This window comes from Castellaniella defragrans 65Phen (genome assembly GCF_000612685.1).
GTDB classification, from domain to species: Bacteria; Pseudomonadota; Gammaproteobacteria; order Burkholderiales; family Burkholderiaceae_B; genus Castellaniella; species Castellaniella defragrans.
Map to the genome: position 1 here is coordinate 3,889,309 of NZ_HG916765.1, position 18,710 is coordinate 3,908,018.

Annotated in this window: 14 protein-coding genes; 1 reads left to right on the forward strand and 13 read right to left on the reverse strand. The window is 71.5% G+C overall.

Translation table 11 applies throughout. The features are described from left to right. Nucleotide 1: 1 nt before the first annotated feature. The 12 genes from BN940_RS17465 to BN940_RS17520 form a co-directional block, all read right to left on the reverse strand. Entirely contained in the window at nucleotides 2-2,251 is a 2,250-nt protein-coding gene (locus BN940_RS17465) for a primosomal protein N' (RefSeq protein WP_420864858.1), read from the reverse strand. 509 nt (nucleotides 2,252-2,760) lie between these two features. Continuing rightward, nucleotides 2,761-3,831: a uroporphyrinogen decarboxylase gene (gene hemE / locus BN940_RS17470; protein WP_043685186.1), complete on the reverse strand. Its 1,071-nt coding sequence runs from the start codon at nucleotides 3,829-3,831 to the stop codon at nucleotides 2,761-2,763. Between the two features lie 113 nt (nucleotides 3,832-3,944). Continuing rightward, nucleotides 3,945-5,213: an NnrS family protein gene (locus BN940_RS17475; RefSeq protein WP_043685192.1), complete on the reverse strand. Its 1,269-nt coding sequence runs from the start codon at nucleotides 5,211-5,213 to the stop codon at nucleotides 3,945-3,947. Next, nucleotides 5,210-5,995 (reverse strand): ABC transporter ATP-binding protein, encoded by a 786-nt coding sequence (locus tag BN940_RS17480; RefSeq protein WP_043685195.1) that lies wholly within the window; start codon nucleotides 5,993-5,995, stop codon nucleotides 5,210-5,212. Before BN940_RS17480 ends, BN940_RS17475 begins: the two co-directional genes overlap by 4 nt. Beyond that, a complete protein-coding gene (locus BN940_RS17485; protein WP_242404231.1) occupies nucleotides 5,992-6,819 on the reverse strand; it encodes an ABC transporter permease in 828 nt (275 codons plus the stop codon). Before BN940_RS17485 ends, BN940_RS17480 begins: the two co-directional genes overlap by 4 nt. A 46-nt stretch (nucleotides 6,820-6,865) precedes the next feature. Continuing rightward, on the reverse strand, nucleotides 6,866-7,939 hold the full coding sequence (locus BN940_RS17490) for an ABC transporter substrate-binding protein (protein WP_198408278.1): 1,074 nt from the start codon (nucleotides 7,937-7,939) through the stop codon (nucleotides 6,866-6,868). A 66-nt stretch (nucleotides 7,940-8,005) separates the two neighbouring features. Then, nucleotides 8,006-8,446: a MarR family winged helix-turn-helix transcriptional regulator gene (locus BN940_RS20050; protein WP_242404232.1), complete on the reverse strand. Its 441-nt coding sequence runs from the start codon at nucleotides 8,444-8,446 to the stop codon at nucleotides 8,006-8,008. Nucleotides 8,447-8,600: 154 nt separating this feature from the next. Beyond that, nucleotides 8,601-9,701, reverse strand: a complete 1,101-nt coding sequence (locus BN940_RS17500; RefSeq protein WP_052355997.1) for a porin — start codon at nucleotides 9,699-9,701, stop codon at nucleotides 8,601-8,603. After that, the gene (locus tag BN940_RS17505; RefSeq protein ID WP_043685198.1) at nucleotides 9,698-11,461 is read right to left on the reverse strand and encodes an acyl-CoA dehydrogenase; all 1,764 of its coding nucleotides are present in this window, start codon (nucleotides 11,459-11,461) and stop codon (nucleotides 9,698-9,700) included. The genes BN940_RS17500 and BN940_RS17505 overlap by 4 nt, the downstream gene beginning before the upstream one ends. Then, complete coding sequence (locus tag BN940_RS17510) at nucleotides 11,458-12,840, reverse strand: spinster family MFS transporter (RefSeq protein ID WP_043685201.1); 1,383 nt, start codon at nucleotides 12,838-12,840, stop codon at nucleotides 11,458-11,460. The genes BN940_RS17505 and BN940_RS17510 overlap by 4 nt, the downstream gene beginning before the upstream one ends. Nucleotides 12,841-12,869: 29 nt before the next feature. Further along, nucleotides 12,870-15,005: an acetate--CoA ligase family protein gene (locus BN940_RS17515; protein WP_043685203.1), complete on the reverse strand. Its 2,136-nt coding sequence runs from the start codon at nucleotides 15,003-15,005 to the stop codon at nucleotides 12,870-12,872. Nucleotides 15,006-15,047: 42 nt separating this feature from the next. Beyond that, nucleotides 15,048-15,890, reverse strand: coding sequence for a p-hydroxycinnamoyl CoA hydratase/lyase (locus BN940_RS17520; RefSeq protein ID WP_043685206.1), 843 nt, complete (start codon nucleotides 15,888-15,890; stop codon nucleotides 15,048-15,050). Between the two features lie 272 nt (nucleotides 15,891-16,162). On the opposite strand from BN940_RS17520, the gene BN940_RS17525 reads away from it, so the two are divergent. Next, entirely contained in the window at nucleotides 16,163-17,614 is a 1,452-nt protein-coding gene (locus BN940_RS17525; RefSeq protein WP_043685209.1) for an aldehyde dehydrogenase, read from the forward strand. A 125-nt stretch (nucleotides 17,615-17,739) separates the two neighbouring features. Here the strand turns inward: BN940_RS17525 and BN940_RS17530 are convergent, their stop codons facing one another. Next, on the reverse strand, nucleotides 17,740-18,579 hold the full coding sequence (locus BN940_RS17530; RefSeq protein ID WP_043685212.1) for a helix-turn-helix domain-containing protein: 840 nt from the start codon (nucleotides 18,577-18,579) through the stop codon (nucleotides 17,740-17,742). Nucleotides 18,580-18,710: the final 131 nt, after the last annotated feature.

The following is an 18,710-nucleotide window of genomic DNA, read 5'->3' on the forward strand; positions in this document are numbered from 1 at the left end:
CTCAGATCTCCTGGGGATCGATCTCGATCCCCCAGTGCTGGACGGCGCCCCGGGCCAGTTCGTCCAGGCCGGGCAGCAGCGCCCGCAGCAGCCGGTGCAGCGCGCCGCGCCCGTCCGACTCGAACAGCAGCTGGGCGCGCTCGACGCGCGCCACGCGCACGATGCGCAGCGGCACCGGATCGTGGATCCGCACGCCGGCGGCCTCGGGCAGGAGGCGCGCCCGGGCGCGCGCGGCCGCCAGGAAGTCCAGCGCGTCGCGCACCCGGACCGCCTGCGCCGTCAGCAGCGCCTGGCTGGAAAACGGCGGCAGTCCGAGGTCCCGGCGCTCTTCCAGGGCGTGGGCGGCGAAGCGCGCGTAGTCGTGGCGCAGCAGCGCCTGGTAGACCGTCTGCTCCGGGTAGTCGGTCTGCACGATCACCTGGGCGCCGCCCTCGCGCCGGCCGGCGCGCCCGGCCACCTGCATCAGCTGCGCGAACAGCCGCTCCGGCGCGCGGAAGTCCTGGGAAAACAGCATGGCGTCTGCGTTCAGCACGCCCACCAGCCCCAGGCGCGCGAAATCATGCCCCTTGGACACCATCTGCGTGCCGACCAGGATGTCGGCCTCGCCGGCATGCGCCCGGGCGAACAGGGCCTCGGCGCTGCCCTTGAGGCGGGTGGCGTCGGCATCGATGCGCAGGACGCGCGCGCCGGGAAAGCGCTGCGCGAGGAATTCCTCGACCCGCTGCGTGCCCCGCCCCATGGGCTGGATGTCGGGGTCGCCGCAGTCGGGGCAGGCGCGCGGCACCGGCATGGCGTCGCCGCAGTGGTGGCATTGCAGCACGTGCCGCCCGCCCAGGCGGTGCAGCACCATGTGCGCCGTGCAGCGCCGGCACTGGCTGACCCAGGCGCAGGACGGACAGCGCAGCACCGGCGCGTAGCCGCGCCGGTTGATGAACACCAGGCTCTGCCCGCCCCGCGCCAGCCGGTCTTCCAGCGCGTCCAGCAGCTGGGGCGTGAAGCCCTGCTCCAGCCGGGCGCGGCGCGTGTCCACCAGGCGGATTTCCGGCAGCGGCTGGGCTTGGGCGCGCTCCGGCAGCGACAGCAGCCGGTAGTCGCCTTCCTGCGCGTGGCGCCAGGTCTCCAGGGACGGCGTGGCCGAGCCCAGCACCACCGGGACGCCCAGGTCGTGGCCGCGCCACACCGCCAGGTCGCGCGCCGAATAGCGCAGGCCGTCCTGCTGCTTGTAGGACGCATCGTGCTCCTCGTCGACCACGATCAGGCCCAGGCGCGGCAGGGGAGTGAACAGAGCCAGGCGCGTGCCCAGCAGGATGTCGGCCTGTCCGCGCGAGGCCCGCAGCCAGGCGCGCAGGCGGTCGCCCTCGGACAGGCGGCTGTGGATCACCGCCAGCCGGTCGCCCAGGCGGGCGCGCACGCTCTGTTCCAGTTGCGGGGTGAGATTGATTTCCGGCACCAGCAGCAGCGCCTGCCGCCCCGCCGCGATCACCTGCTGCGCCAGGCGCAGGTAGAGTTCGGTCTTGCCGCTGCCCGTCACGCCATGCAGCAGCGCCACGCCGGCGCCGGCCGCCAGCAGTTCGCGCAAGCCGGCCAGGGCGCGGGTCTGGGCCTCGGTCAGGGCCGGGCCCGCGTCGTCCCGTACCGGATCGGCAACCTGAGGCGCGGCGGCGTCCGCGCCAGCGGCCGTTTCGGCCGCATCCGCCGCATCGGCGGGCACGGCCTGGGCGGCGCCCTTGCGCTTGCGGGCGGCGCGCGAGGCTCCGGGGCGCCGGTCGGCGCGGCACACCGGCCCGCCCGCCGAACGCGCGCCGGTGTAGGCGGCGGGTCGGCGCAGGGACGGCGGCAGCACCGGCAGCAGCACTTCGCCCAGCGGCCGGTGGTAGTAGTGGGCGGCGAATTCGGCCAGGCGCAGCCAGTCGGCCGGCATGGGCGGCAGGTCGTCCAGCACCGCCTCGATCGGCCGCACCCGGTCGGCCGCCACGCCGGGAGCCTCGCGCACGGCCCACACCATGCCCACCATGGCGCGGCGGCCGAAGATCACCCGCACGCGCACCCCGGGCGCCACCGGCCGGTCGTGGGAATAATCGAACAGGCTGGGCAGGGGCACGTCCAGCGCCACGGCCAGATAGACGGTACCCGTCCCGGCGGAAGCCCCGGAGAGCGGAACGGCGTCCGCAACGGTGGCCGGGACCGCGGCGCCGGCATCGCCCGCCTGCCCGGAACCCTGTCCGAAACCCGCGTCCGCCGGGCGTTTCACGGCCACGGCCGGACCGCCGCCGCACTGTCGCGCCCGGCCTGTGGATAACTTTGTGGAGAATCGCAGCGCAATGGGGTCAACACCAAGCCGCCCAAATGGTCAAGTCTCTTTAAGATCTGTAGCAAAGACTAATTCATTCTTTAAAAACAATGGATTACGACACATAGCAAGAATCGGTCTGCAATGATGCTCGTAAACCCTGATGCCGGATTTTTTTGTGCATAAGCACAAAACCTGGAATCCGCCGCAGGCCGCGTCAGGCGGGATTTTCGCCTTCAAACAGGCCGCTGCGCCCCGCTTTCGGGACGCCGCGCGGCGCAAAACCCCGGCTCCCGGGAGCCCGGCGCGGGCCGCGGAAAGAACACGGACGCAGCGAGGGCCCAAGACGCCGGAAGAACTCCGGACGGAAGCATCCGGACCACGCCTTTGGCGTGCCTGCCTCGCAGCCTGCCTGCCAGCCGGACCCGGCAGGCACGGGGAAATCCGCGGGGACTCTCGCGCGTCCCGCCTCAGCCCTCATGATACGCGCGGCTGGCGGCGTGGACCTCGTCCACCAGGACGGACACGGCCTCCGGCGGCGTGTATTGGGAAATCCCGTGGCCCAGGTTGAAGACGTGGCCCCCGTCCCCGACCGGGCCGAAATCGGCCAGCACCCGCCGGACCTCGGTGCGGATCGCCGCATCGCCGCCGAACAGGGCCATGGGGTCCAGGTTGCCCTGCAGGGCGACCCGGTCGCCGACGCGGCGCCGGGCGGCGGCCAGGTTGGCCGTCCAGTCCAGCCCCACGGCGTCGCAGCCGGTGGCGGCGATGTCCTCGATCCATTGTCCCCCGCCCTTGGTGAAGACGATGACGGGCACGCGCCGGCCCTCGTGCTCGCGGATCAGGCCGTCAAGCACCTGGCGGGTGTAGGCCAGGGAAAACTGCTGGAACAGGCCGTCGGCCAGCACCCCGCCCCAGCTGTCGAATACCATCACGGCCTGGGCGCCCGCCTGGATCTGGGCGTTCAGGTAGGCCTGCACGGCCTGGGCGTTGACCGACAGGATGCGGTGCAGCAGGTCGGGCCGGCCATACAGCAGCGTCTTGATCCGGCGGTAGTCGGAACTGCCCGCGCCTTCCACCATGTAGCAGGCCAGGGTCCAGGGGCTGCCGGAGAACCCGATCAGCGGCACCGCGCCGGCCAGTTCGCGGCGGATCAGCGACACCGCGTCGAACACGTAGCGCAGCCGGTCCAGGTCGGGGACCCGCAGGGCCTCGATGGCGGCCTCGTCGCGCAGGGGGCGCTCGAAGCGCGGCCCTTCGCCCGCGACGAACTGCAGGCCCAGCCCCATGGCGTCGGGCACCGTGAGGATGTCGGAAAACAGGATGGCCGCGTCCAGGTCGAAGCGTCGCAGCGGCTGCAGCGTGACCTCGCAGGCGTATTCCGGATTCTGGGCCAGCCCCATGAAGGATCCGGCCTGCGCCCGGGTCTGGTTGTATTCGGGCAGGTAGCGCCCGGCCTGGCGCATCATCCACAGCGGGGTGTAGGCCACGGGCTGGCGCAGCAGGGCGCGCAGGAAGGTGTCGTTTTTCAGTTCGGGCACAGCGGATCCTAGAAGAGCGGCACGGGATCCGGTGAAAGTCCACCACGGATCCGGGAAATCGTCCGTGCGGGGACGCTGCGGGGATTTTACCCGGCCCGGGCGGGCATGCAGTCTCAGCAGCCCGATTCCGGGCCCGAGGTGGGTCCGGGCTGCTTGCCGGGGGGCTCGGCGCAGCCCGCGCGCCCGTCGGTGCGCGGCCCGGCCAGGGCCGGCCAGGCGTGTCCCAGGTAGACCGCGTAGGCGCCCGCCCAGACCGCGCCGGCCGCCAGGATCAGCACGCCGGACCACGGCGCCAGCGCCGGCAGGCCGGCGGCGGCGCGCGCCAGGGCAGCCGCGACCAGGGCGCAGGCCGCCGCGGGCAGCCACGGCCTGCGGTCGAGCCAGCGCCCCGAATGGATGCGCCCCGCCAGGTTCATGATGGCGAAGATCGACAGCCCCATCGCCCCCGCCGTCAGCAGGTGACGGGCCGCCGACACCGGCCAGGCGTCCAGCAGCCAGGCCAGCCCCATGGCGCCGTAGCCCAGGGCGATGAACCAGAAGCAGGCGTACAGCATCAGCGCCCAGCGCGTGAACAGCGGCCGCCCGACGTGCCAGTCGTTCAGCACGTTGAGCACCGCCGCGCTGGCGGCCAGCGCCGTCCAGCCGACCACGGGGCCGTCGCCCAGGCCCGCCTGCGCCGCGCCGCACAGCCCGATGGCGAAGATCGCCAGGTAGCGGCGCGGCGGCCGGGCCAGGTAGCTGTCCGTCGGCGGCGGCGCGCCCGGGCGGCCGGCTTCGATGTAGCCGTTGAGCACGCTCATGGAGACCCGGCTGCCCGCGAGCAGGATCAGGATCATCGTCAGGTCGATGGCGCCGTGGATCCAGACGAGCCCGTCGCCGCCCAGGGCGAGCGCGGCGAAGAAGCCGGCCTGGGCCAGCAGCAGACCGCCCAGGACCCAGGCGAAGCCGAGGTGCGCGCGGCGCGGGTCGCGCCACAGCGCCGGCGCCAGGCGCCCCAGCAGAAGCGCCGTGAACAGCAGATTGGGCGCTCCCGCCAGGACGGCGGCCGCGGCGGGCGGCAGCCACTGGCCCAGCACATAGGCCGCCCGGGCCGCCAGCCACAGGAGCGCCAGCGCCGCCAGCGGACGGGGCGCGATGGGGGCGGCGCCGGTGAATTCGGGAATCGCCGTCAGCAGGAACCCCGCCGCGGCGGCCATGCCGAAGCCGAACACCAGCTCGTGCGCATGCCACAGCAGCACGCCGCCCGGCGGCTGCCAGCCCGACGGCCCGGCGCCGCTCAGGAGCAGCAGCCAGACGCCCAGGAAGCCGGCGGCGCTCGCGGCCGTCAGCACGAAGAACGGTCGGAAGCCGCAGAACCACAGGGGGTGGGAAGCGAGCTTCATGCCCCGGCCTCCAGGGCGGGAGGCCGGGCCGGCGACACTGGGGGCCGGGCCGGCGCCAGCCCGAAGCATTCCCGCACCGGCGGGACATCCATCAGCTCGGCCGTGGTCCGGTGGATCCAGGCCTCGTCGCGCGCGCTGCGGGGCCGGTCGACGGCGAATTCGTGCAGCACGCGCCCCGGTCCGCTGCCCATCACGGCGATGCGGTCGGCCAGCCGCACGGCCTCCATCAGGTCGTGCGTGATCATCAGCACCGCGCTGCCGCCCTGCTCCACCTGCTCGCGCAGCACGGCGTAGAGCTCCAGCTTCAGGCCCACGTCCAGCGCGGAGAACGGCTCGTCGAGCAGCAGCAGTTCGGGCGCCACCGCCAGCGCGCGGCCCAGCGCCACGCGGCTCTGCATGCCGCCGGACAGCTCGTGGGGATACTTGTGCCCGTCCTCGGCGGACAGGCCCAGGCGCGCCGCCCAGTCCAGGGCCTGGCGGCGCCGCGCCACCGCCGGCACGCGCTGCGCCTTCAGCCCCAGGGCGATGTTGTCCAGGGCGTTCTTCCAGGGCATCAGCCGGGGCTGCTGGAACATGCAGCCGATCCTGCCGAACGTCGAGCGGACCCGCCCTTCGTAGGGGTCGAGCAGGCCGGCGACGATGTGCAGCAGCGTGCTCTTGCCGCAGCCCGAGGGGCCGACCAGCGCCAGCGTCTCGCCCGCCTTCAGGTCCAGGCTCACGTCCGACAGCACGGTCGTCAGGCCGTAGCGGTGGCCCAGGCGGCGGATGCTCAGGGCGTTCATGGCGCGTCCGCCGCGCGCCAGCGCTCGATCGTGCGCTTGAGCGGCTCCAGAAGCAGGTATTCGATGGCCAGCAGCAGCCCCAGGACCGCCACGATCCAGCCCATCGAACCGGCCATGTCCAGCTGCGCGCGCGAGACCGCCAGGGCGGCGCCCGCGCCGTCCGAGGCCGCCAGCAGCTCGGCCATCACCACCACCTTCCAGGAGATTCCCAGGGCCGTGATCCAGGCCGGCAGCAGGTACGACACCACGTGCGGCAGGTGCACGTCGAACAGCGTCGTCCACCAGGGCAGCCGGTAGACCCGCGCCACGTCCGTGAGCTGGCCGTCCAGCGTGCGCGCGCCCTGCATCGCGCCGGCGAAGACGATGGGGAAACAGGCCACGGCCACCGTGAACACCGGCGTGGCGTCGCCCATGCCGAACCACAGCATGGCCAGCACCAGCCAGGCGATGGGCGGCATGCCCAGCAGCAGCGTCACCAGCGGGCGGGACAGCAGCGCCGCCGTCACGGAGCGCCCCGCCAGCATGCCGAGCACGCTGCCGGCGAGCACCGCCGCGCCCAGGCCCGTCAGCGTGCGGCGGGCCGAGATCCACAGTTCCGGCGCGGCCAGGCCCGAGGCCAGCATGTCGCCCAGCCGCTCGAAGGTGGCCAGCGGCCCGGGCAGGATCAGCGGCCCGTAATACTGGCCGCCCCATTCCCAGAGCGCGCAGAACAGCAGCAGGCTCGCCACCGCGCCCCAGCCGCTCCACAGATAGGCCAGGGCCGCGCCCGCGCCATCGGCCAGCCGCCGCGGCACGGCGGCCAGCCCTTCGGCGGATGCGGCCAATCCTTCGGCGGATGCGTCCGGCCGCGCGGCCGCATCCAGCGGACCTCTAGGCGTAGAAGCCATCGTCGGGCAGCCGTCCGCCGACCAGCGCGGGTTGTCCGTCCAGCAGGCAGCGGAAGAAATACTCCAGTTCGGGCCGGGCCTCGCGCGCGTCCACCGCGCGTTCGCGCGCCTGCGCGATCGAGTCGGCCACCGCCTCGGGCGTCAGCATGGGAATGTGCCGCGCCACGGCTTCGCCGCATTCCTGCGGATGCGCCAGGCACCAGGCGAGCGAATCGGCATAGCCGCGCCGCAGCCGGTCGGCCAGGCGCGCATCCGCGTGCAGCGGCCCGACGGCTGCCAGGCCGGCCTGCGGGATGCGCGGCTCGCGTTCCAGGATGCGGCCCCAGGCCTGCGACAGGTCAACGCCGCGATACAGCGTGGGCGCCACGATCGACACCGGGAAGGAATCGCTCTTGCGCAGCGCCATCGACACCGCCGGCTCGGGCAGCAGCGCGTGGTCCACCCGCCGGGTCAGCAGCAGCTGGATGGCGTCGAAGGGCGTGGGCACGTGGCGCAGCGAGAAATCCCGTTTCGGATCCAGCCCCAGGCGGGTCGCCAGCAGGCCGAACAGGATGTCGGGCATGTCCGCCCGGAAGGGCATGGCGATTTCCTGGCCGCGGAAGTCTTCCAGCGTCCGGCGCGACGCGTCGCGCGTCACCAGCCACAGCATCCCCCAGGTGGAGACGTTCAGCAGGCGCAGCGGCACGCCCTGGTTGTACAGGTTGGCGGCCACGTTGGAGGGCATGGCCATGAAATCCGCGCCGTCGCGCACCGCCCAGGCGCGCAGCTGGTCCGGGTTCTGCCACAGCTGGAAGCGCGCGCCGGGCGCCACGTCGTTCAGGGCGCCGGAATCGACCAGATGGACCAGGGGGTAGGAGACGGTGGCGGGCGGCCCGGACAGCACCAACGGACGGTCCAGCGGCGCCGCGGACGCATCGGCCGCCTGCTGCGCGCGCGCCGGCGCGGCCGACAGCAGGCCCAGGGCGGGCGCCAGGCCCAGCAGGGCACGGCGCCGCGCGCCGCGAACGGACAGGCCGCCGGAAGGCGGGATGGAGGTCAGGGGAGAACGGGAAGACATATGCGGCAGCCGGAATCGATCCTTTGGATTGTGGACATGGAAGCCGGCAAACGCAAATGATAATTATCAAGCTCCAGCCTGATTCGGATCGTCCCGAGGATCGCCCGAAGGTTCGCCCGGAGGATCGGCGCGGGGCGGATCGAACGCGGCGAGCTTCTTCAACGCGGAATCCAGGCAGCGCCGCTCCGCGGCCGACAGCGACTGCTCCAGGCCGGTTTCAAACATTTCCACCTGGGCTTCCGCCCGTGCCAGCAGATGGCGCCCCGCATCGGTCAGGTGCAGTTCCTGCAGGCGGCGGTCCTCCGCGCTGGGCAGGCGCGCCAGGACCCCGCGCTGCACCAGCCGATCGACCACGGCCACCAGATTGGGGGGGGAGACATCCAGCGCGGAACCCAGCTGGCGCAGATAGACGCCGGGATTGGCGCCCACCAGCACCAGCACGGAAAATTCCGTGGCGCTGAGTTCCAGGACGGACAGGCGGCGCAGGAAGATCTTGTGGACCTGCACTTTTGCCCGTGTGAGGCGAAACCCCAGAAAACGCGTCAGGCGCGACTGATCGATTTCCGAATGCGAAACGGGGGACACGGCGCGAGTGGGGAGGGGGGCATGGATGACGGTTGAGCATAGCACAGCCCCCCGCGCGCGCCGGGCCGCCCGCGGATCAGAACTGATGGCGCAGCCCCGCCATGAGGCCCGTCTGGCCTTGGCCCACCCCGGGCGATGCGGGCACCGCGCTCCCGCCGGAAACGCTGTAGGCCACCCGCGAACCATTGAACACATGGCCGGCCAGCGCATACACGGCGGTGCGCCGGCTGAAGCTGTAGGTGGCGCGCACGGACAGAAGCTGGGCATCGGCGCCGGAGCGATCGGCATCCAGATAGGTGTAGGTGGCGTCCAGCGTCACCGCCCGCGTCAGCGGGTGGCTCACCGCGGCGTAGTACTGGCTGCTGCGGTAGGTCTCGCCCACCGCTTCGAGCTCGCGGCGGATGATGCCTGCGCCCAGCCGCGTCCCGCCGACCATCACGTAGCCCGTCAGATAGGTATGGTCGTCCCGGCTGCCGTCGCCGATCGTCAGGCCGGCGGGCTGGCCGAAGAAGCCCGAACCCTTCACCCCCTTGAGCCGGTCGTGCGCCAGCGCCACGCCCCATCGCCGGTTGTCGTATTTGACCAGGGCCGAATAGGCGGCGCACGCGCTGCCGTGCTGCGGTCCGCAGTTCGACGGGGCGCTGCCGTCGCGGGCATTGGAGTAGGCCGCGCCCAGCGTCCAGGCGCCGAACGTCCCGCGATAGGTGAAGGCGTTGTCCAGGCGCTGGTTGGGCAGGTAGGCGTCCAGGGAGCCCAGGCCGTACACGGCGGGGCCCATCAGATCGGACCCCATCATCGCGTACAGGCCCATGGCGTACTGCCGGCCCAGCGCCAGCGTGCCCCAGTCGCCGCTCAGCCCGAGATAGGCCTGGCGGCCGAAACTGCGCCCGCTCTGCATGAAACTGCCCGTCCCCAGGGCCATGCCCGTCTCCAGGACGAACACCGCCTTCAAGCCGCCGCCCAGGTCCTCCTCGCCCTTGAACCCCAGGCGCGACGGCATGTGCCCCGCCGTGACCGCCGGCATGCGCGTGAGCGTTCCGCCCTCGGCGATGTGATCGAGATATTCGATGCCGGTGTCGGCCACGCCGTAGATCTGCATGCTGCCCTGCGCGGACACGGCGGCCGCGCCCAGGAGCGCGCCGGCGGCCAGTGTCCATCGAACCCCTTGATGCATCATGGATGTCTCCTTTGTATTTCAGGATCGCGGGCCGCCTGGATGCGGCGCAGCCAGTGCTCGGCATCCAGGAGCCCGTAGCGGAAGAAATGGCGGGCGCTCTCGCGCTTGTCCTCGAACGCAGCCGTGGCGACCCGCGCGGCGCGGCACCAGGCGAAGGCCAGGGCCACCGTCCCCACCAGGCGCAGGTAGTCCTCCGCGGCCCGCGCGGGAAGGCCGGGATCGATCGCGGCATCCGCGGCGAGGGCCCGCGTGGCATCGTCCAGCCGTTCGCACCACGCCTGCAGCGCCTCGGCCAGGGGGCGCGCAGGGGCGCTGGCGCGCGCGGCCGCGGCTTCCGCGCGCAGGACCTCCAGCAGGGGCTCCAGGCCCGCTCCGGGCGCCAGCACCTTGCGCCGCAGGAGATCCATCGCCTGAATCTGGTTGGTGCCTTCGTAGATCATGGCGACCCGGCTGTCGCGCACGATCTGCTCGATCCGGTATTCGCGCACGTAGCCATAGCCGCCGAACACCTGCAGGGCCTCGCTGGCCAGGGAGAAGCCCCGTTCGGTGAAAAAGGACTTGATCACCGGCGTCAGCAGGGCCGCCAGGTCGCGGGCGCGCGCGCGCCCGGCCTCGTCGGGCGCATGCGCCGCCTGGTCGAGCAGATGGCCGGCCCAGTAGCCCAGCGCCCGCATGCCTTCCGTCCAGACCCGCAGGTCCGCGAGCATGCGGCCCACCGGCGCATGGAAGCCCGCCGCGCCGGCCGGCCCGCGGGCGCCTTCGGCGCGCGGCAGCGCCCGCGCCTCCAGGCGTTCCCGCGCGTGGTCCAGCGCCAGCCGATAGGCCATCTCGGCATGCCCGAGCCCCTGCAGGCCCACATGCAGGCGCGCCGAATTCATCATGACGAACATGGCCGCCAGGCCGCGATGCGGCTCGCCGACGAGCCAGCCGCGGGCATCCTCGAACCGCAAGGTGCAGGTGGCGCTGCCCTTGATGCCCATCTTGCTTTCGATGCCGTCGCAATGGACGGCGTTGGGCTCCCATCCGCCCTCGTCCCGCGGGATCCGCTTGGGCACCAGGAACAGCGAAAGCCCCTTGGTGCCGGACGGCGCGTCGGGCAGGCGCGCCAGCACCAGGTGCACGATGTTCTCGGTCAGGTCGTGGTCGCCGCCCGAGATGAATATCTTGCTGCCCTCGATGCGATGGCTGCCGTCTTCGCAGGCACGCGCCCGCGTGCGCAGCAGCCCCAGGTCGCTGCCGGCCTGCGGCTCGGTCAGGCACATGGTGGCCAGCCAGTCGCCGCGCACCAGATGCGGCAGATAGGTCTCGCGGATCCATTGCGGCGCATGGGCGCGCAGGCACAGGCAGGCGCCTCGCAGGAGGCCCGGATACATCGCCCAGGCATGATTGCTCGAAACGATCATCTCGTTGAGCACGGCATCCAGCAGCTCCGGCAAGCCCTGGCCGCCGTCGGCCGGATCGCACGCCAGCGCGGGCCAGCCCGCCTCGACGTAGGCCCGGTAGGCCGCGGCGAAACCATCCGGCGTGCGCACCGTCCCGCCGTCGAACGCGCAGCCCTGCAGATCGCCGCCGCCGTTGAGCGGCGCGAGCACGTCGCCGCAGAACTGGCCGGCCGCCTCGCAGATCATGCGCGCGGTCGGCGCGTCGAGCGATTCGTAGGCGGGCATGCGCTTCCAGTCCGAAGGGGCGTCCAGCCACTGCTCCAGGACGAAGCCGATGTCGCGCAGCGGCGCCTCGTAGCGGGGACGGCCGGCGCTCATGCGGCCTCCGGCGCGGTCGCTTCCAGCCTGGCCATCAGCTTGCGGTAGGGAATGATGGCGGCCGCCAGGCAGACGGCCCCCAGCACGGCCGCCAGCGCGCAGACCAGGCCCAGAGACAGGCCCACCTTCATTTCGTCATGGAAGACGAAGTCTGTGAAGAAGGCCACCAGGAACGGACCGCATCCCAGGCCGATGAGATTGACCAGCAGCAGGTAGATGGAAGTCACCTGGCCGCGCAGCTGATTGGGCGTGACGGCCTGCAGGATGGGCGGCGCCAGCGCCACCGGCATGCCCAGGAAGAATGTCGTCAGCGCCACGGCGGCCAGCGCGACGGTGGGCGAATCCGTGAACGCCAGCAGCAGGCCGGCCGGGATCAGCACCAGGGTGGCGGCCAGGGAGATGACCACGGAGCCCACCAGCCTGCCGCTGCGGGTCAGCCAATCCGCCAGGAATCCGCTGATCAGCATGCCGCCGATGCCGCACGTCAGGATGATCAGGCCATAGGCCGGCCCGATCTCGCCGGGCGTCCAGCCCCACTGGCGGATGAAGGTCGCGGGCAGCCAGGCGGTGATCCCGAAAGTCACCATGGCCGTCACGCCCGGGGCCAGCAGCAGCGGCACGTAGACGCCCGGGTGCCGGAGCACGTAGGCCAGGCTCGGCGCGGGTTCCGCGGGATCGCTGCGGGGCAGGGCGGCGCGCCCGTCCTTCAGGGCCGCGAGGCCCCGCCGGATCGGCTCGCGCACGGTGGCGATCAGGATCAGCGCCGGAATGCCCGGCAGCGCCACGTAGATGAACGCCGCCTGCCAGGGCTTGAACACGCCCAGCAGGGGAATCGCCACCTGGCCGGCCTGGCTGGCCGCCTGGATCACCACGCCGCCGACGATGAACGCCATCGCCGAGCCGATATACACCCCGGAGGTATAGATGCTCATGGCGCGGCCGCGTCCTTCGGGGGGGAAATAGTCGGCCAGCATGGAATAGGCCGCGGGCGACAGGGCCGCCTCGCCCACGCCCACCAGCATGCGGACGAGGAACAGCGTGGCGAATCCCGTGACGTAGCCGCCCGCGCCGGTGGCCAGGACCCACAGCACCATGCCGATGACGATGAGATTGCGGCGGTTCCAGCGGTCGGCCACGCGGCCCAGGAAAATGCCCATCAGGGCGTAGAAGATGGCGAACGCGAACCCATGCACGATGCTGAAGGCCCAGTCGGCCAGATGCAGGTCCTGCTTGATGGGCTGCACCAGCAGCCCCAGGATCTGGCGGTCGACGAACGACAGCGTGTAGGCGAACAGCAGGACGAAAGTGACGTAATAGGCGTAGCCCAGGCGAGGCGAGGCCTCCGGCGCGACCGCGCCGAAAGTGGCGGATTGGCTCATGACGTTTTCCTGTATCTGAGATGGCGCGGTCAGGCGTGCCGGGGTTCGGCCAGCATGAGGGCGTCGAGCGCCACGACGCCTTGCCCTTCGGGGTGGACCACGACCGGGTTCAGGTCGATCTCGCGCAGGGCGGGCGTGCCGCGCACGATCCGTCCCAGCCGGCCGATCAGCGCGGCCAGCGCGGCCGTGTCCAGCGCGGGGGCTCCCCTGAATCCATGGAACAGCGCGGCGCTCTTGAGCTGGTCGAGCTCGGCCAGGATGCCGGCTTCGGACAGATCGGCGTCGAGCAGGCGCATGTCCCGGACGACCTCGGCGGTCACGCCGCCGATCCCGGCGAGGAGCACCGGTCCCCAGTGCGGATCGATCCGGGCGCCGACGATCATCTCCAGCCCGCGCCGGCCCATGGCCTCGACCAGGATGCCCTCCAGCACGATGGAGGGATCGTGCCGCCGGACGTCGGCCACCATGCGCTCCCAGGCCTCGCGCAGCCCCTGTTCGTCCGCGATGCCCAGGATCACCCCGCCCGCGTCGCTCTTGTGGCTGAGCCGTTCGGACTGGGCCTTCAGCGCCACCGGATAGCCCAGCGCGCGGGCGGCGTCGGCCGCCTCCTGCACGCCGGCGGCGAACCGGCCGGGCGCGAATGCGATGCCCGCGGCGCCCAGCAGCGCCTTGGATTCGTATTCCGGGATCACCGTGCGATGCGCCGGCAGTTCCAGCGCCACCGGCGCCTCCGTGGCGCGATCGAAACGGCGGGAGGAAAACTCGATCAGGCGCCGCACCGCGCGAAAGACCCGCTCGGTGCTGGGAAAATAGGGGATGCCCAGCGCCCGCATCTCGGCGATGAAGGATGCGGGCACCTCGGCGCCTTCGTCCAGCCCCGCCACGATGACCGGCTTGGCCGGCTTGCATTCGCGCACGGCGCGCAGCACCGCCGGTATCTTGATGCCGCTGGTGACCGGATCGCCCTGGATCAGGCCCACCACGATGGTGGAAAAACGGTCGTCGCCGAACAGCGCCGCCAGGACGCGGCAATAGAGATCGGGCTCCACCAGCCCCTGCGCGGTCAGGTCCAGCGGATTGCTGACGGCCACGAAGGCCGGCATGGCCTCGCGCAGCGCCGGCGCGTCGTCCTCGCCGATCGGCGGCAGCGCGATGCCCAGGTCCTCGGCCAGGTCCAGGCACAGCGCCTTGAAGGCGCCGGACTCGCCCACGACGGCGGTGCCCGGCGAAGGCAGCTGCGGGCAGCGCACGGCGATCTCGGCAATGTCGCCCAGCTCTTCCAGCGTCTCGGCGAAGATCACGCCGGCGCGGCCCAGCTTGAGGCGCATGACGGCATGGTCGCCCGCCAGGGCGCCGGTATGGGTGGCCGCCGATTCGCGCGCGGCGCTGCTGCGCCCCGGATGCAGCAGCACCACGTGCTTGCCCAGGGCGCGCGCGCGTTCGACGGCGGCGAGCATGCGCCGCGGATGGCGGAACTGCTCGACGATCATCGCGATGACGCGGGTATCCGGATCGTCGAGCAGAAACTCCACGTAGTCCTCGGCATGGCTGGCCGCCTCGTTGCCGGTCGATATCGCATAGGACAGCGGCAGGCGGCGGCTGGAGAGCGTGGTGCACAGCACCGTCATCATCGCGCCGCTCTGCGACACCACGCCGATGGACGGCCCGCGCCGCGCCGGCGCCGGCCCCATGTCGACCTCCACGAAGGTCAGGGGCACGCGATCGACGTAGTTGATGCAGCCCAGGCAATTCGGGCCTTCGACCACCATGCCGTGCGCACGGGCGATTTCGGCGATCTCGCGCTGCCGCGCCTGGCCCTCCGGGCCGGCTTCGGCGAAACCGGCGGAAAAGATCACCGCCGCGCCGACGCCGCGCGTCGCCAGGCCGCGGATCGCCTCGTTGACGGCGGGCTGCGGAATCGCCAGCACGGCCACGTCCACGCCGTAGGGCAGCCGGTCCACCGAAGGCAGGCAGGGATGCCCGCCGATCTCGGCCCGCCTGGGATTGATCAGGTGAATGTCGCCCGCAAACCCGTTGCGCTCCAGGTTGCCCAGCAGCGAAGCGCCGAGCGACCCGCGCGTCGCCGAGGCCCCGACGATCGCCACCGACCGGGGCCTGAGCATGCGCTCTATATCAGCCGCCTCCTGGACGGCTTCCTTTGCCATTGTCACGCTTGTCTCCCATTGATTGTATTTTTGTGCCGCGGCTCAGGCGCTCTTCTGCCTGGAACGATCGTATGCGCCCAGGCCCGGCTTGTAGGTCTTCTCGTCCAGGAACTGGCGCAGGCCTTCCTTGCGGCCCTCGCCATCGAAGCTGTTGGCCGCTTCCTGCGCGCGCACGAGGAAATCCTCGGCATTGTCGTAGGTCATTTCGCGCACGCGGCGGATCGCGTCCTTGGTCGCCTTCAGGGCCACCGGATTTTTCTTGAGCAGGCTTTCCGCCACTTCCGTCACGCGCGCCCGCAGGCGGTCGGCCGGCATGGATTCGTTCACCAGGCCCCACTCGGCGGCCGTCCTGCCGTCGATGTTCTCGCCCAGCATGGCGTGGTACATCGCGCGGCGGAAGCTCAGCAGCTCCGCCGCCACCTTCGAGGCGCCGCCGCCGGGCAGGATGCCCCAGTTGATCTCGGACAGGCCGAACCGGGCCTCGTCGGCCGCGAAGGCCAGGTCGCAGGCGAACAGCGGGCCGTAGCCGCCGCCGAAGCACCAGCCGTTGATCATGGCGATCGTGGGCTTCTGGTACCACCGCAGCCGGCGCCACCAGCCATAGCTTTCCCGCTGCGCCTGGCGGGTGCCGGCCAGGCCCCGGGCCTCGGTTTCCCGGAAGTATTCGTTCAGATCCATCCCGGCGGTCCAGGCCGTGCCTTCGCCCGTGAGCACCAGCACGCCCACGTCATCGCGGAATTCCAGTTCGTCCAGCGCGCGCATCATCTGGCGATTCAGGGCGGGGCTCATGGCATTGCGCTTTTCCGGGCGGTTGAACTTCACCCAGGCGATGCGGCCTTCCACGGTGCAGGCCACGGTCTGTTCTTCGGTACGAGCGACGGTCATCGTCATTTCCTCTGTGAATGAATGTCTGTGAATGAAGGAGTACGGATGGGTATGGGGTATGGATCGGGGTATGGGGATCGGTCCCGGGCTTTCCACGCTGCGGCACCCGCCTTCCGGCAGCCACCGCGTGAAACCCCTACTGCCGGCGATTTTCGTTATGATAGATAATCATTATTGATCATAACAATATAGGGGTTTCCCTGACTGCCGCTTTCTCCCCAGAGGCTTTCTCCCCAAAGGCTTTCTCCCACCCATTCCAACGGAGGCTTTCCATGCACACCCTTTCCCTGCTGATCGGCGACCAGCGCCGCCCCGCAAGCAACGGCGCGACCTTCGAGCGCCGCAACCCCCTGGACGGCGCCGTGGCCACGGTCGCGCCGGCCGCCACGCCGGCCGATGCCGTCGCCGCCGTCGAAGCGGCGCACCGCGCATTCGCGTCCTGGTCCCGCCTGGGGCCCGCCGCCCGCCGCGAGCACCTGCTCGAAGCCGCGGAAGCGCTCGCCGCGCGGGAAGCGGATTTCATCGCAGCCATGGCGGCCGAAACCGGCGCAGCCGCCTCATGGGCCGGCTTCAACGTACAGCTCGGCGCCGGCATGCTGCGCGAAGCCGCCGCGCTGACGACGCGGATCGGCGGCGAAATCATCCCCTCCGACGTGCCCGGAAGCCTGGCCATGGCCGTGCGCCAGCCCGCGGGCGTGGTGCTGGGCATGGCGCCGTGGAACGCTCCGGTGATCCTGGGCGTGCGGGCGATCGCCACGCCGCTGGCCTGCGGCAACACGGTCGTCCTGAAAGGCTCGGAACTGTGCCCTGGCACCCACGGCCTCATCGTCGAGGCCTTGCGCGAAGCCGGCCTGCCCGCCGGCACGGTCAATTTCGTGACCAACCATCCCGACGAAGCGGGCGCGGTGGTGGAAGCCATGATCGCCCACCCGGCCGTGCGCCGCGTCAATTTCACCGGGTCCACCCGCGTGGGCGCCCTCATCGGCCAGGCCTGCGCCCGGCACCTGAAGCCGGCGGTCCTGGAGCTGGGCGGCAAGGCGCCGTTCCTGGTCCTGGACGATGCCGATCTCGATGCCGCCGTCGCGGGATGCGTCTTCGGCGCCTTCGCCAATTCGGGCCAGATCTGCATGTCCACCGAACGCATCATCGTGGACGAAGCCGTTGCCGAGGCGTTCCTGTCCAGGCTCGTGGCCCGCGCCGCCGCGCTGCCGCTGGGCGATCCCCGCAAGGGGCCCGCCATCCTGGGATCGGTGGTGGACATGGCGACCGTGCGCCGCGTCAACGAACTGATCGACGACGCGCTGGCGAAAGGCGCGCAGCTGCTGTGCGGCGGCAAGGCCGCGAACACCCTGATGCCGGCCACGCTGATCGATCGCGTCACCCCGGAGATGCGCATCTTCCGCGAAGAGACCTTCGCGCCGGTCAAAGCCATCGTCCGGGTGCGCGGCGAGGAAGAAGCCATCGCCGTCGCCAACGACAATGAATTCGGCCTGTCCGCGGCCGTCTACACCCGCGATGCGGCGCGCGGCTGGCGCGTGGCCGCCCGGATCGAGTCCGGCATCTGCCACATCAACGGACCGACGGTGCACGACGAGGCCCAGATGCCGTTCGGCGGCGTGAAGCGGTCCGGCTACGGCCATTTCGGCGGCAGGGCGGGCATCGATGCGTTCACCGACATCCGCTGGATCACCCTGCAGACCGGGCCGCGGCATCTTCCCTTCTGAGGGGCCTTCCGCGCCGGCGGCCCTTCTGCGGAAAACGGGGGCGGGCGGCAATGCCGGGCGGCGGGGCGGGCGGCGTCCGGGTCGGTGTCGCGGTCCGTATCCCCCTCCGTGTCGCGGTCCGCGCCTCAGTCCGCGTCCGAGGCCGGCGCGCGCCGGTAGGGCGCGGGGTCGATGTCGTGCTTGCGCATCAGGGCCCAGAACGCGCGGCGGTGTTTCTGGGCCATGCGCGCCGCCAGGGTGATATTGCCCGCGTGCCGGCCCAGGGCCGCGCGGATGTAGGCGCGCTCGAACCGGGCGACGACCTGGCATTTGGCGGCGCGGAAGGATTCGCGCGAGGTGGCCCGCTGCATGGCCACGGCCACCGCGTAGGCTTCGAGTTCGTTGCCGGAGCGGTCCAGGATCGTATTGCAGAACGCGATCTCGGACTCGGTGACCGGGGGCTCCGGCGCACCGGCCACCGGTGCGCGCGCTCGCAGCGGCGCGGGCCCGGAGCCCGAGCCGAAGCCGGAACCAGAGCCCGATCCCGGCAGGCCCGCGCCGTAGGCCGGCCCGTGTTCCGCGATGCAGGCGGGGGGCAGGCGATTCAGGGCGTGGTCCAGCCGGGCGCGCAGTTCCTCGGGACAAAAGGGCGGCCGCACGAAATCGGCCACGCCCAGCGCCATCAGGTCGCCCACCGCCTGCGCCCGCAGCGCCACCGCGTAGACCAGCAGCACGGCCGGCAATCGGCCCGCCAGGGCGGCCAGCGCCGTGCGCCAGTCGCGGATCGAGGATTCGTCCACGTACAGCAGGCCGGCATCGTAGCGGCCCCGCGTCATGGCCGGATCGGCCAGGGCGTCCCTGGCCGTGCCGTGCACGTGCGGCGAGGTGTGCAGCACCAGCCGCCCTCCCAGGTGCGGGCCGCGCAAGGCGCCCGCCCAGTCTTCCCTGCCCGGCGCCAGAATCGCGCAATCCAGTCGTTCCCGCATCTCGCCTCTCCCGTTCGTGTGGAGACGACAGGATAGGAAAACGGCCGCCGTGCGGACAGTCGCAAAACTACGTCAGTAGTTTCCCTGATTCGCTGCCCTGATTCGCTGCCCGGATCCGTTTCCCCGACGTG

Excerpts from the sequence above, each read along its gene's own strand:
- BN940_RS17505 (WP_043685198.1), bottom strand. The coding sequence starts at position 11,461 with ATGAGCGCCGGCCGTCCCCGCTACGAGGCGCCGCTGCGCGACATCGGC.
- BN940_RS17520 (WP_043685206.1), bottom strand. The coding sequence starts at position 15,890 with ATGACCGTCGCTCGTACCGAAGAACAGACCGTGGCCTGCACCGTGGAA.
- BN940_RS17510 (WP_043685201.1), bottom strand. The coding sequence starts at position 12,840 with ATGAGCCAATCCGCCACTTTCGGCGCGGTCGCGCCGGAGGCCTCGCCT.
- BN940_RS17490 (WP_198408278.1), bottom strand. The coding sequence starts at position 7,939 with ATGTCTTCCCGTTCTCCCCTGACCTCCATCCCGCCTTCCGGCGGCCTG.
- BN940_RS17480 (WP_043685195.1), bottom strand. The coding sequence starts at position 5,995 with ATGAACGCCCTGAGCATCCGCCGCCTGGGCCACCGCTACGGCCTGACG.
- BN940_RS17475 (WP_043685192.1), bottom strand. The coding sequence starts at position 5,213 with ATGAAGCTCGCTTCCCACCCCCTGTGGTTCTGCGGCTTCCGACCGTTC.
- BN940_RS17500 (WP_052355997.1), bottom strand. The coding sequence starts at position 9,701 with ATGATGCATCAAGGGGTTCGATGGACACTGGCCGCCGGCGCGCTCCTG.
- BN940_RS17515 (WP_043685203.1), bottom strand. The coding sequence starts at position 15,005 with ATGGCAAAGGAAGCCGTCCAGGAGGCGGCTGATATAGAGCGCATGCTC.
- BN940_RS17530 (WP_043685212.1), bottom strand. The coding sequence starts at position 18,579 with ATGCGGGAACGACTGGATTGCGCGATTCTGGCGCCGGGCAGGGAAGAC.
- BN940_RS17525 (WP_043685209.1), top strand. The coding sequence starts at position 16,163 with ATGCACACCCTTTCCCTGCTGATCGGCGACCAGCGCCGCCCCGCAAGC.